The 12088-nt window shown below is 57.8% G+C and carries 14 protein-coding genes; 5 read left to right on the plus strand and 9 right to left on the minus strand.

Annotated elements, in window-relative coordinates:
- The first annotated feature begins 80 nt into the window (after positions 1-80).
- Positions 81-1406 (plus strand): OprD family porin, encoded by a 1326-nt coding sequence (locus AC1G9C_RS21535; RefSeq protein WP_024616830.1) that lies wholly within the window; start codon positions 81-83, stop codon positions 1404-1406.
- 177 nt (positions 1407-1583) lie between these two features.
- On the opposite strand, the gene AC1G9C_RS21540 is transcribed toward AC1G9C_RS21535, so the two are convergent.
- The 6 genes from AC1G9C_RS21540 to AC1G9C_RS21565 all read right to left on the minus strand — a co-directional run bounded on the left by AC1G9C_RS21540 (position 1584) and on the right by AC1G9C_RS21565 (position 6492).
- The gene (locus AC1G9C_RS21540) at positions 1584-2027 is read right to left on the minus strand and encodes a DUF411 domain-containing protein (RefSeq protein WP_003246746.1); all 444 of its coding nucleotides are present in this window, start codon (positions 2025-2027) and stop codon (positions 1584-1586) included.
- Positions 2017-2859 (minus strand): c-type cytochrome, encoded by an 843-nt coding sequence (locus AC1G9C_RS21545; RefSeq protein WP_003139525.1) that lies wholly within the window; start codon positions 2857-2859, stop codon positions 2017-2019. Before AC1G9C_RS21545 ends, AC1G9C_RS21540 begins: the two co-directional genes overlap by 11 nt.
- Positions 2860-2868: 9 nt before the next feature.
- A complete protein-coding gene (locus tag AC1G9C_RS21550) occupies positions 2869-3960 on the minus strand; it encodes a copper resistance protein B (protein ID WP_003246748.1) in 1092 nt (363 codons plus the stop codon).
- Positions 3950-4261: a hypothetical protein gene (locus AC1G9C_RS21555; RefSeq protein ID WP_003246749.1), complete on the minus strand. Its 312-nt coding sequence runs from the start codon at positions 4259-4261 to the stop codon at positions 3950-3952. Before AC1G9C_RS21555 ends, AC1G9C_RS21550 begins: the two co-directional genes overlap by 11 nt.
- 12 nt (positions 4262-4273) lie before the next feature.
- Entirely contained in the window at positions 4274-6097 is a 1824-nt protein-coding gene (locus AC1G9C_RS21560) for a copper resistance system multicopper oxidase (RefSeq protein WP_045736089.1), read from the minus strand.
- A gap of 188 nt (positions 6098-6285) precedes the next feature.
- Positions 6286-6492: a co-regulatory protein PtrA N-terminal domain-containing protein gene (locus AC1G9C_RS21565; RefSeq protein ID WP_480408736.1), complete on the minus strand. Its 207-nt coding sequence runs from the start codon at positions 6490-6492 to the stop codon at positions 6286-6288.
- Between the two features lie 283 nt (positions 6493-6775).
- Here AC1G9C_RS21565 and bufA2 point away from each other — a divergent pair, with 283 nt between their 5' ends.
- Genes bufA2 through AC1G9C_RS21585 form a run of 4 tightly spaced genes read left to right on the plus strand, consistent with a single transcriptional unit; the run spans position 6776 to position 9073 of the window.
- Positions 6776-7036 (plus strand): BufA2 family periplasmic bufferin-type metallophore, encoded by a 261-nt coding sequence (gene bufA2 / locus AC1G9C_RS21570; RefSeq protein WP_003460126.1) that lies wholly within the window; start codon positions 6776-6778, stop codon positions 7034-7036.
- 44 nt (positions 7037-7080) lie between these two features.
- Positions 7081-7917, plus strand: a complete 837-nt coding sequence (gene bufB / locus AC1G9C_RS21575) for an MNIO family bufferin maturase (protein WP_004374664.1) — start codon at positions 7081-7083, stop codon at positions 7915-7917.
- Positions 7914-8708, plus strand: a complete 795-nt coding sequence (locus AC1G9C_RS21580) for an HvfC/BufC N-terminal domain-containing protein (protein WP_003246754.1) — start codon at positions 7914-7916, stop codon at positions 8706-8708. Before bufB ends, AC1G9C_RS21580 begins: the two co-directional genes overlap by 4 nt.
- A gap of 50 nt (positions 8709-8758) precedes the next feature.
- Complete coding sequence (locus AC1G9C_RS21585) at positions 8759-9073, plus strand: hypothetical protein (RefSeq protein ID WP_004374672.1); 315 nt, start codon at positions 8759-8761, stop codon at positions 9071-9073.
- A gap of 19 nt (positions 9074-9092) precedes the next feature.
- Here AC1G9C_RS21585 and AC1G9C_RS21590 read toward each other — a convergent pair whose 3' ends face one another.
- The 3 genes from AC1G9C_RS21590 to AC1G9C_RS21600 all read right to left on the minus strand — a co-directional run bounded on the left by AC1G9C_RS21590 (position 9093) and on the right by AC1G9C_RS21600 (position 12088).
- A complete protein-coding gene (locus AC1G9C_RS21590) occupies positions 9093-9293 on the minus strand; it encodes a heavy-metal-associated domain-containing protein (protein WP_003246756.1) in 201 nt (66 codons plus the stop codon).
- Positions 9294-9470: 177 nt separating this feature from the next.
- Positions 9471-11834, minus strand: coding sequence for a heavy metal translocating P-type ATPase (locus AC1G9C_RS21595; protein ID WP_172979187.1), 2364 nt, complete (start codon positions 11832-11834; stop codon positions 9471-9473).
- 5 nt (positions 11835-11839) lie between these two features.
- On the minus strand, positions 11840-12088 hold the full coding sequence (locus AC1G9C_RS21600) for a DUF2933 domain-containing protein (RefSeq protein ID WP_003246761.1): 249 nt from the start codon (positions 12086-12088) through the stop codon (positions 11840-11842).

Raw genomic sequence — 12088 nt, forward strand, 5'->3', positions numbered from 1 at the left:
GCGTGCCTGGCTATGCCCGGCGCGCTTGGCACATATATGCGACCACACAATGACAACTGCCAATAACATCAGGAGCATTTATGAATAACAGAACCCTGTTAGGACTTTCTCTGCTCACTCTGAGCGTCAGTACCGGGCAAGCTGCAATGGCCGCCGGCGAGAAAGGCGAGGGATTTATCGAAGGCAGCAGCCTGACCATTCTCAATCGAAACCTCTACTTCAACCGCGATTTCCGTAAAGGCCAGTCCAGCAGCTCGGGTAATGGCTATTCGGAAGAGTGGGCGCATGGCGTGATAGGCCGATTCGAGTCTGGTTTCACGGAGGGCACCATAGGTTTTGGTGTCGATGCCTTTGCCATGCTGGGGCTCAAGCTTGACACCGGCGACGGCCGTTCTGGTGCCGGGGGCTCAGTCGACGTGATGCCTTACAACAGCCTCGGGCAGGCTGAGGACAACTACTCCAAACTGGGGGGCGCGGTGAAAACTCGGTTCATGGATACCGAGATCAAGGTAGGCGACGTCTTTCCCGTCAGCCCGGTCGTCCAATACGGTGATGCACGGCTTTTACCGGAGAGTTTCCGAGGTGTCACCGTGGTCAACAGCAGCGTGGAAGGACTGTCGCTTCAGGGCGGTCGCCTCCACTCGATGAGCCAACCCAATACCAGCAGCATGCGCGACGGCTTCGCTACCTTCTACGCGGGCGAAGTGGACTCGCCATGGATCGCCTATTTCGGTGGTGATTACACGCTTAATGACAACGTCGGCTTTAGTCTCTACACCAGCCGCCTCAAGGATGCCTGGAATCAATATTACGCGGGCACCACGCTGAGCTACCCGCTTGCGGACGATGTCGCCTTGATCGGCGGGCTGAACTACTACAAGGCGGTCGATGAAGGGAGGCAGCTCCTCGGGAGCTTCGATAACAACATCTGGAGCGGCAAGGTCGGCATCCAATTCGGCGCTCATACAGTGCTGGTGGGTCTCCAGCGCAACAATGGCGATGATGACTTCGACTACTTGCGCCAATCGGACTCCATCTACCTCGACAACTCCATCCAGTACAGCGACTTCAACTCGCCGAAGGAGAAGTCATGGCAAGTGCGCTATGACCTGGATATGGAGCCTTTCGGTGTGCCTGGATTGAGCTTCATGACTCGATATGCCCAGGGCTGGGATGCCGACTACAGCAACGCCAACGAAGTCTATATGCGCCGTGATGACAACGGCGATCCGTTGACCAACCAGAAGCGCTGGGAGCGGGACATCGAGGCCAAGTACGTTGTGCAGTCTGGGTCGTTGAAGGACATGTCCTTTCGCATTCGACAAGCCACGACTCGCGCCACCGACTTCGAGTCGGATTTGGATGAGTTCCGCCTGATTGTCGAGTACCCGCTGGAAGTTCTCTAACCCTGGCAAGCGAGCGGGTTGATTGCCCGCTCGCTCCTTGGTCCTGCTGTCCCCTCGTAGTGCTCCTTTGGTTTGGAGACAGCCCTTGGCGCCCTAGGGCGCCTTTTTTACTTAGGTTAAAGGACGTATGAAAATGAGTCGGCCACTACACACAAGCGGCCGTGCTGGCAGGCAGTACTACTGGGCGGGATATTCTGCAACGACCTGATCAGAACCCGTCTTGGTCAAGCCAATGACCTGGTAGGCATGCTGTACGCCATCGACTTCCATGCCGGGGGAGCCCGCCGGCATCCCGGGAACAGCGATGCCCAGCAGATCATCGCGCTTGGTGAGTTCGATGACCTGAGCCGCCGGCACATGACCTTCGACGAACTTGCCGTCAATCACCGCGGTGTGGCAAGACGCTAACCGTGGCGCGACGCCCAGTCTTTGCTTCACTGCTGTCATGTTGCTTTCAACATGGTCGACGACTTTGAAGCCATTCGCTTCGAGGTGTGAAATCCACTTCTTGCAACATCCGCAATTGGCATCACGATGGACATCAATCGTCAGGGCATCAGCTGCTTGAACCGCAGACGTGACGGAGAGGGCGGCCAGTAAGGCCAGATATTTAGCTTTCATGTACGTGCTCTTTGCCATCGGCGTGGGTGTGGGTCTTGGGCGAGGCGTTCGGAGCCTGCTCGGCGTGATGATCACCTCCGTTGGACGACGCCTCATCTCCAGCATGGTGGTCATCGCCACTCATATCCGAATGGTGACCTGCCTTAGGTGCGGAGCCACCCTCGCTATCCGTAGCCGCGGCATCGTGATGACCAGGCTCTCCAGCATCACCTGATCCATGATGGTCATCGCCACCGCCACTATTGTCATGATGGCCAGGCTTGTTGTCGCCGTGCTGTCCTTCATGGTTATGCATCTGCGTTTCCCCACCACCGTGCTGATGGCCGCCACTGGATGCGACGAGTGTTTGGTATTGCTTGGCATCCATCGTCGGCAGTTGGTTGAGGAAGGCAACCATGCCCCAGATGTACTCGTCTCCCATGCTCTTGCCCCACGCAGGCATACCCGTTGCCTTGATGCCATGCTTGATCACCCAGAACGCTGCTGACGGATTGCCATCGACACCGATCTTGGCGAGGTTGGGGGGCGCAGGATAAAGCGATTGGCTTAGCTCGGTCTCCGCCACACCTGGCGCCAAATGACAGCCGATACACATGGAGTTGTAGTTGCCCGCACCGGCGCGAATAAGAGCTTGATCATCCAGGTTGGGAACCTCGATGTCCCGCGAACGGACTTCGATAGAGCGGTCACGGGCCATCGTGAGAAACGCATGCACTGCAGGAAAATGGGGATCGTCGGCCCCCACGTTGACCACGCCAAAGTAGGCGCCGGCCAGGACAGCTGTGCTACCGACCACGCCGGCCGCCACCAAAGTTTTAATTGTTCTTTTCATGCCAGGTTCTCAAAACCACATCCGGATACCGGCGACAAAACGCGCCTCGTCTACATCACCGCCCTCGTCGCGCACCATGTCTGCCGTGTTGCCATAGGAGCGGCTCCAGGAAACCCCGATATAGGGGGCAAACTGCCTGACAATCTCGTAACGCAGACGCAAGCCGAGCTCGGTATTTGCCAACCCAGACCCCACACCTCGCTCAGGATCGTTCTTGCCGTAGAAGTTCATTTCGGCAGTTGGCTGGAGAATCAGCCGGTTGGTCAGCAGAATGTCGTACTCGCCCTCCAGTCGGGCAGCAGTTTGGCCATTCTCGCCGACGAAGGCCGTGGCTTCGGCCTCAAAGGCGTAAAGCGCCATGCCCTGGATACCGAAGGCGGCCCAAGTCTGCGGCGACTCCGGTTTGAAGTCCTGGCGAACGCCCGCGACGACATCCCACCAAGGGCCGATCGAGCGGCCGTACAGCAGCTGTAATTCAGCATCCTCGGTCACGCCGTTGGTACGCTCGCCTTCGGAGCGGAACCAGACCCGGTTGATATCACCGCCTACCCAGCCCGACGCATCCCAGGCCAGGGTGCTGCCCTCATCTGCGTCCTGGTATTCGAGCTGATCGAGCAGGAAAAAACTGTTGATGGCGCTGTCGTGAACCTTGTGGCCAGGTAATGGCGGGAAAGCCGCTTGGCGATCAGCATCCGTCAGAACGGGAATCGGCGTACGGCTGGTGGTTCTCGGGGCTTCAGCGGAGCCATGGTTCATCTTTGAATGATCCATGCCCTCCATCTGTCCTTGCATGGCGCCATGCCCCATCTTGCTGTGATCCATAGCCTGGGCCTTCTCTTGGCTCTGGCCGTGGCCCATCTGGCTATGATCCATGCTGCCCGAAGCACCCTGCATGGCACCATGGTCCATCTTGCTGTGATCCATGCCCTCCATCGGCGCTTTGGCGGAACCGTGGCCCATCTGGCTGTGGTCCATCGACATGGAGCCGTGCCCCATTGCCGAATGATCCATTTCTTCCGCAGCCTGGGTAACGCCGCCGCTGAGTGCACTCAGCGACACGGCCAGCGCTATGAGGGACGGGCGTGAAAACCTAGTGGTCATGGTTCGAACCTGCTTCGGCTTCGGTGCCGCCATGCTTATCCATCATCTTCTCGTGCCCCATATCGTCATGGTTCATACCCTCATGATCCATGGCGCCATGATCCATCTGATGGCCAGCGGCCTTGCCTTTCGATTGATCTGCTGGCTTGTCACTGGCGTCGGGCGCAGCCGACTCGGCAGCATGTTGTTCGTGCTCGCTGTGCCCCTCACCTGCCAATGACGTCGGCGCGTGCAGAACAGCCAAAAGACTGAACATCGCTGCGCTGCCAAACAGGGCATTACGCTTCATAAAAGTACTCATCAGAAATCTCCTTTACTCATCCACACGGACTTCACGGAACATGCCCGTTTCCATGTGGAGCAACAGGTGGCAGTGATAGGCCCAACGCCCCAACGCATCGGCGGTCACCCGATAGCTGCGCTTGGAACCTGGCGGCATGTCGATGGTGTGTTTACGCACCAGGAAATTGCCGTTCGCATCCTCCAGATCACTCCACATGCCATGAAGATGGATCGGGTGAGTCATCATGGTGTCGTTGACCAGCGTGATGCGAACACGCTCGCCGTACTTGAGGCGCAGAGGCTCGGCGTCAGAGAACTTGATTCCATCGAAGGACCAGGAGAATTTCTCCATATGCCCGGTGAGGTGCAGCTCGATGGTGCGACTTGGCTCCCGCCCGTCCGGATCAGGGAAGGTGCTGCGCAGGTCAGAGTACGTGAGGACGCGTCGGCCGTTGTCTCGCAAACCAATACCTGGGTCGTCCAACTTATGCGTTGGTGTCATGGTTTGCATATCGACCAGCGGGTTGTTGGTCTCTGAGGCTGGGTGTGCCTGCATGGCACCTGCCATGCCTGCCATGCCTGCCATGCCTGCCATGCCCGAATGATCCATTCCAGCCATCTGGCTGTGATCCATGCCGGCCATGCCACCCTGCATGCTCCCATGATCCATGCCCGACATACTGCCGTGATCCATCCCGGCCATGCTCCCATGATCCATGCCGCCCATGCTGCCGTGGTCCATGCCCATGTCACCCATGGCAATCAGTGGGCGCGGGTCAGGGCTTGGTACCGGTGCACTCAACCCTTCCTGTACCGCAAGGGTGCCGCGCGCATAGCCAGTGCGGTCCATGGATTGGGCAAACACGGTATAGGCCTGTTCGCTGTCTGGTTCGATGATCACGTCGTAGGTCTCGGCCACGGCGATACGGAACTCGTCGACGCTGACCGGTTTGACGTGCAGACCATCGGCCGCAACCACAGTCATCTTCAGGCCTGGGATGCGCACATCGAAGTACGTCATGGCCGAGGCATTGATGAAACGCAGACGAATCTTCTCGCCCGGTTTGAATATGCCGGTCCAGTTGCCATCAGGTGCCTGGCCGTTCATCAGGTAGGTGTAGGTGTAGCCACTGACGTCGGCGAGATCAGTCGGGCTCATCTTCATTTCGGCCCACATCTTACGGTCGGCTACGGCGGCGGACCAACCCATCTCGCTTACGTCATCGATGAAGTCACCAACGGTGCGTTTGTGCTGGTTGTAGTAGTCCGACTGTTTCTTGAGCTTGGCCAGTACCCGCGTTGGATTTTCATCCGTCCAGTCGCTCAGCAACACGACGTAATCACGGTCGTAACTGAAGGGCTCGGGCTCCTTGGCATCGATGACCAGCGCGCCGTATACGCCGACCTGCTCCTGCAGCCCCGAGTGACTGTGATACCAGTAGGTACCGTTCTGGTTGACCTTGAACTTGTACTCATACATGCCGTCAGGGGCGATGCCATGGAAGCTCAGGCCAGGAACACCATCCATGTTCGCCGGCAGGATGATGCCGTGCCAATGGATGGAGGTGTCCTCCTTGAGGCGGTTGCGCACGCGCAATGTGACGGTATCGCCTTCGCGCCAACGAAGAATCGGCCCAGGGAGCGAGCCGTTGATGGTCATGGCCGTGCGCGCTGCGCCGGTGATGTTCACCGGGGTTTCACCGATGAATAGGTCGAATTCGTTACCAGTCAGTACGTTGGGCTGGCCGGGGCTGTTCACCGCCCAGACCGGCGTGCGCCACATGCCCATGCCGCCGAGAATACCGGCGGCGGCGAGGCCTTTGACGAAAGTACGTCTTGTGGTTTTGCTTTGCATGCCGTTATGTCCAATCCGTCAGATGAGCCGGTGATATGCATCCGGTCTCGGGTTCATTGACTGCTCCAGTGTCGGGAGATTTGATCTTCAAGCTTTGCGTGCTGCGCAAGTTCCCCCTGACACCAAGCAGTATGAAACTGCCATATCTCAACCATCCGGGTGATTACATTTCTGTAAGGTAGATGACTTCAGCAGTTGGCGTGCTCTGCTTGCTCGGTTGGACTGCTGGCTACAGGAGCCTCAACTTTCTGCTGCTGGGCCACCCGGTAGGCCTCCAGAGACGTCTGGCGTGCCTGCTCCATGCGTGCAAACGTGCGATCAGCACCGCCTTCGGCCATCGCCAGGCTGGAAACACTCAGGGCAGCAACTACAAACAGGGTTTTGATCGATTTCATTTCGTTAATCCTCAGAAGTTTAGAAGCCCCTGTAACTAGTGGGGACGAGCGTTAAGCTCGCAGCTACGTTAACCACGACGCCCTGTCAGCAACCTGATCCGAACATTACAGTTCTGTCAGTTTGCTATTTCTTTCTTGTAGGCCCTCCTGAAGGCTCGGTACTGTCTTCCTGCCCGCGCAGCCTTGCGGATTCCATGGGCCTGATCGGTAGCAATGCCTGAGCTAACTCGTTCATTCGCACCGACGGATCGCGACCATCAAACAATCAAGAGAGATAGCCACTATGTCGAACAAATCCAACGTAGCTACCGGTGCCGCCTTGGCTCTGGTGGCCGCCAGCCTGTTCTCCACCCTGCCCGTCCAGGCTGCTCAGGAAACCAAAGCAGCAGAAGTGAAGTGCTTCGGGATCAATGGTTGCAAAGGGCAGAACGACTGCATGACCGCGAAAAACGACTGCAAAGGCCAAGGCGAATGCAAAGGCCAAGGGTTCAAGTTGATGACCCAGACCAAATGTGACGAAGCCGGTGGCAAAACCAGCGAATAAGGCGGTTCAGGGGAGTGCATGCCACTCCCCTGCTGGAGTCTCGAATGAGTAAGCGCAAAACTCTGGGTTTCGGTCTTGGCCTTCGTAACGAGTATTACCGGCAGATCCTGGAGGAACGGCCTGCGGTCGACTGGTTCGAGATCATTTCCGAGAATTACCTGGTGGAGGGCGGCAAGGCTCTCTACTTCCTTGATGCGATCGGCGAGCACTACCCCCTGGTGATGCACGGAGTATCTCTTTCGATTGGCGGCTCACATGCCTTGGACATAGACTACCTACGACAGCTCAAGCAGCTGGCGGATCGGGTGCAGCCTCAGTGGGTGTCTGATCACCTGTGCTGGAGTCGAGGCAACGCCCATCAACTTCACGATCTGCTACCGCTGCCGTTTACCCAGGAGAGCCTGCTGCATGTCGCGGCCCGGGTGCGCTTGGTGCAGGATGTTTTGGAACGTCCCATCGTGCTGGAGAACGTTTCCTCCTACGTGCAGTGGACAACATCCAGCATGAGCGAGTCTCAGTTCCTCTCGGAGCTCAGTTACCTGACCGGGTGCGAGCTGCTTCTCGACGTGAACAACGTCTACGTCAGTTCGCGCAACCAGGGTTTCGACCCTTGGCAGTTCATCATGGAATTGCCGCACGAGCGGATTCGGCAAATTCACCTGGCCGGGCACAGCGATTACGGGCAGTACCTCATCGACACCCATGACCAGCCCATCGCTGATCCGGTTTGGTCTCTCTACAGCAAGACTTTGAGCTACTTGGGCCCGACATCGACCTTGATCGAGCGGGATGACCAGTTTCCGCCGCTGGAAGAGCTGTTGTCCGAATTAGCACATGCCCGTGCTATCGCCAAATCTGTGATATCGGGGGCCACCCCTTGAGCCTGATCGCCCTACAGACTGCATTTGAAACTTACCTGACAGGTGACAGTGCCCTGCCCTCCAACGAGCTTTTGGAGCAGATCCGAGGTAGCACAGCGCTGAGTGCTCTCGAAGGCCTGCAGATCTACCACAACGCTTACCGTTCGCGCCTGCTTGCGGTCTTGCGAGAAGACTTCCCTGCCCTGCTTCACTGGATCGGCAACGAATCATTCGAGCAGCTCGCACTGGCCTACTTGGCCGCCTGGCCACCACGACATTTCAGCATTCGCTGGCTGGGCGAGAAGCTGCCCGAGTTCATTAGCAGCTACGTCGAAGAACCCCAACTATCGCCGATGCGCGAACTCGCGGAACTGGAATGGGCCTTTACACTGGCCTTCGACGCTCAGGATGTCGAAGCGCTTTCGCTGGAGACCATGAGTGATTTTTCGGCTGAAGACTGGATTTCACTCAGGGTTTCCCTGACTGCATCTGCCCGGTGGTTGCAGCTGCAGTACAACACGCTGGAGTTGTGGAAAGCCGCCAAGTCCGGCAGCTTGCTGCCTGATGTTACCCGCCTGCCAACGAACCTAGCCTGTCTTGTTTGGCGTCATGAACTCGTCTGCCAGTACCGGAGCCTGGAGCCAGCGGAGGCTTCGGCATTGCAGTTTCTCATCGAGGGCGGATCGTTCGCTGAACTCTGCGAGTCGTTGAGCGCCACGCATGGCGAGCAAGCTCCCTTGCAAGCCGCGACCTGGTTGAAGTTGTGGGTCAACGACGGTTTGCTAAAGCGCGGCCAGCTATTACACGAATGACCCGGAACCTTTAGGCTAGCGCTCTCTCTTTGGCCACTCCGAGCGCTTCTATGACTCACCGCATCATTCATTTCAAACAGCAAGCCTTGCTTGACCCGGAGACCTATCAGGCAATGCTGGCCGACGGCGTTGGTCACTGGGAGCGGCTTGCAGGAGAAGTCGTCGGCATAGAAGACGAAAAAAGCCACGAGTTCGCTGCATTGAAAAGCCTGTTCAAGCGCAAGCGGTACTCCTATGACACGCTGGAAATGCGCGAGCCAGGCGATCACTCAAACTGGCTTCGCGGCCGAGATGGTTCAGAAGGTATGACCAACGAGGTCACCAGTATCCCAGGGCTAAAAGAGCTCTCAGAACTGGAGATTTAGTGGGATAGCAGGTCAGCGCTCAAGCGCTGACCTGGGCCGAATAGCCAAGCTCCTGGATGAGTTCGCGGATCGATTCGGCACTTTCTGTGCTCTCAACGGTGACCTTGCCGGCCGCTCGATCCACTTCTACTCGTGCATCCTGATCCAGAGCTTGAATGGCCTTCGTGATTTTGCTCACGCAACTGCCACAGCCCATCCCCGCAACACTCAGACTAAACATGTCTTTCACCTCATTTCGTCCGCGGCTCAAGTTACCGCACGGACAGCATCGACCTTGACACGATGGCAAGGTCAAGCCCGTATGTGTTGCGACAGATAGGTCGGACCGGAAACTACCGTACGGCATTTTCCGGTCAGATGCGCTTCTGAATAATCACCTGGTCGGTGGTATGGAAGCCTATCCGATGTCCGTTGATTTCAACCTCAGAGCATTGAAGACCACCGACGCCGAGCTGACACTCATCGCCAGCGCAGCAATCAAGGGCGACAGAAGATGCCCCGTCAGCGGGTACAGCAGCCCCGCTGCTAGCGGGATTCCCATCGCGTTGTAGAGGAACGCAAAGGCGAGGTTCTGCCTCATATTTTTCACGGTTGCCACTGACAGGGTGCGCGCTCGCAGGATGCCCATCAGATCTCCCTTGACCAGCGTCACTTGGGCGCTGTTCATCGCCACATCGGTACCGGTGCCCATGGCGATACCTACGTCAGACCTGGCCAGGGCGGGCGCATCGTTGATGCCGTCACCCGCCATGGCGACACGACGGCCATAGCCCTGCAAATCGGCGACCAGTTTCTCCTTATCCTGCGGTTTGACCTCACCATGCACTTCCTCGATTCCGAGCTGCTTCGCCACGGCTCTTGCTGTGGTGAGGCCATCACCAGTGGCCATGATGACCTTTACGTCTTCGCTTTGAAGCTTGGAGACAGCCTGTTGAGAAGTAGGCTTGATCGGATCGGAAACGGCCAGGAGTCCCGCCAGGCGACCATCAACGGCCAAATAGATGATGCTGATGCCTTCCAGACGCAGTTGCTCGGCGCGATTGCGCAGCGGGGTAATATCGACGCCCGCCTCGTCCATCAGTGCGGTGTTGCCGAGCTGCAGCTGATGGTCATCGACCTGGCCGCGCACACCAATACCCGAGCCAGATTCGAAAGTGTCCGGTTTGACCAGTGCAATGCCCTGACCGCGCGCATGATCGACGATGGCATGAGCCAGCGGGTGCTCACTACCCTGGTCGAGACTAGCAGCCAGGCGCAGCACTTCATTGGAGTCGTAACCGCCTGTCCCTTCCGCACTATGAAATACGGGACGCCCCTCAGTCAGGGTTCCAGTCTTGTCGACGATGAGCGTGTCGATCTTGCATAGATTTTCGATGGCGCTGGCATCGCGGAACAACACACCGCTGCTAGCGGCCTTGCCAGTCGCAACCATGACGGACATCGGGGTTGCCAGACCCAGAGCGCAGGGACACGCAATGATTAGCACCGCCACCGCATTGATCAGGCCAAATACCCAGCCTGATTCCGGCCCTAATAGCCCCCAGCCGAAGAAGGTCAGAATCGCGATCAGGATCACCCCGACCACGAAATACCCTGCCACCGCATCAGCCATACGCTGCATGGGGGCCTTGGAACGTTGGGCTCTGGCCACCATCTGAACGATCTGCGACAGCATGGTCTCGGCACCGACCTTCTGCGCCTCCATCACCAGGCTGCCGTGGGTGTTCAGGGTGGCACCGATAAGGGCATCCCCTACCCGCTTGGTCACGGGTAACGGTTCTCCGGTAAGCATCGACTCGTCGACGGCGCTCTCCCCCTCTAGAACCGTACCGTCCACCGGGACTTTCTCTCCCGGCCGGACACGTAGGTGGTCGCCCTGATGGACATGTGTCAGCGGAATATCTTCTTCCTGGCCATCGGGCTTGATGCGACGCGCAGTCTTTGGTGCCAGCCTCAGCAGTGACTTGATGGCTGCCGAAGTCTGCGAGCGGGCCTTGAGTTCGAGCATTTGGCCCAACAGCGTGAGTGAGATAATCACCGCGGCTGCTTCAAAATAGACGCCGATACGTCCGTCCTGGGCAAAAGCCGCCGGAAACCACTGCGGAACCAAGGTAGCGGCCACGCTGTAGAGGTAGGCAGCGGCCGTTCCCAAACCGATCAGGGTCCACATGTTGGGGCTGCGGTGGCGGATGGAGTCAATGCCGCGGGTGAAGAATACCCAGCCACCCCATAGCGTCACGGGCGTCGCCAGAGCCAGCTCGACCCAGTTCTGGGTCGTGCCATGAAACAGTTGCAAGGAATGGCCGGCCATCGCCAATACGGTCACGATGACGGTCAACGGTAGGGTCCACCAGAACCGCAGCGAGAAGTCCTTCAGCTCTGGATTTTCCTCCTCTTCCAGCTCCGGGATGACAGGTTCCAGCGTCATCCCGCAGATCGGGCAGTTTCCGGGAGCCGGTTGACGGATTTCTGGATGCATCGGGCAGGTGTATTCAGCACCTACAGGTGTCGATGTGGGTGCTGGAGTCGCGTGCTGGTGATGCTCCCCATGAGACTGATGGCTCATGTACTGATGAGGATCTGCTTGGAATTTCTCTAGGCACTTCGCACTGCAGAAATGATAGGCCTTCCCTTCAAAGCTCCCGCGATAAGGGCCATCAGGTTTGACCTCCATGCCACACACCGGGTCGCGCTGGCTCTCGGAGTGGGCGTGCGAGTTATGTGAATGATCCTGGTCATGATGGCAGGAGGTCTTTTGCATGCGATCTATGTCCTTTCTTCGTCCTTGGAAACAGCGGTGCTGCTGGAGTGGGAGTGCCCGCCGTGATTGTGGCCAAACAGATGCATCAGCGGGCATAGCAGCAGGATGAGGTACGGCAGGGCCTGCGAAAGATGACCGTAATGCTCACGCGCTACATAGAAGATGCCGATTACGGCCAGCATGATCAGCGCAATGCCAATCTTGCTCTTCCAAAAAGGCGGCTCAGTGGTACTGGTGTGATGGGTATGGTCCAT

The sequence above is a fragment of the Pseudomonas sp. ABa2 genome (genome assembly GCF_056676075.1).

What these genes read in the sequence shown, in the direction of transcription:
- AC1G9C_RS21550 (WP_003246748.1), bottom strand. Translation starts at nt 3,960, where the DNA reads ATGACCACTAGGTTTTCACGCCCGTCCCTCATAGCGCTGGCCGTGTCG.
- AC1G9C_RS21585 (WP_004374672.1), top strand. Translation starts at nt 8,759, where the DNA reads ATGACTCACCGCATCATTCATTTCAAACAGCAAGCCTTGCTTGACCCG.
- AC1G9C_RS21545 (WP_003139525.1), bottom strand. Translation starts at nt 2,859, where the DNA reads ATGAAAAGAACAATTAAAACTTTGGTGGCGGCCGGCGTGGTCGGTAGC.
- bufB (WP_004374664.1), top strand. Translation starts at nt 7,081, where the DNA reads ATGAGTAAGCGCAAAACTCTGGGTTTCGGTCTTGGCCTTCGTAACGAG.
- AC1G9C_RS21565 (WP_480408736.1), bottom strand. Translation starts at nt 6,492, where the DNA reads ATGAAATCGATCAAAACCCTGTTTGTAGTTGCTGCCCTGAGTGTTTCC.
- AC1G9C_RS21540 (WP_003246746.1), bottom strand. Translation starts at nt 2,027, where the DNA reads ATGAAAGCTAAATATCTGGCCTTACTGGCCGCCCTCTCCGTCACGTCT.
- AC1G9C_RS21535 (WP_024616830.1), top strand. Translation starts at nt 81, where the DNA reads ATGAATAACAGAACCCTGTTAGGACTTTCTCTGCTCACTCTGAGCGTC.
- AC1G9C_RS21560 (WP_045736089.1), bottom strand. Translation starts at nt 6,097, where the DNA reads ATGCAAAGCAAAACCACAAGACGTACTTTCGTCAAAGGCCTCGCCGCC.
- AC1G9C_RS21595 (WP_172979187.1), bottom strand. Translation starts at nt 11,834, where the DNA reads ATGCAAAAGACCTCCTGCCATCATGACCAGGATCATTCACATAACTCG.
- AC1G9C_RS21555 (WP_003246749.1), bottom strand. Translation starts at nt 4,261, where the DNA reads ATGAGTACTTTTATGAAGCGTAATGCCCTGTTTGGCAGCGCAGCGATG.
- bufA2 (WP_003460126.1), top strand. Translation starts at nt 6,776, where the DNA reads ATGTCGAACAAATCCAACGTAGCTACCGGTGCCGCCTTGGCTCTGGTG.
- AC1G9C_RS21590 (WP_003246756.1), bottom strand. Translation starts at nt 9,293, where the DNA reads ATGTTTAGTCTGAGTGTTGCGGGGATGGGCTGTGGCAGTTGCGTGAGC.
- AC1G9C_RS21600 (WP_003246761.1), bottom strand. Translation starts at nt 12,088, where the DNA reads ATGGACCATACCCATCACACCAGTACCACTGAGCCGCCTTTTTGGAAG.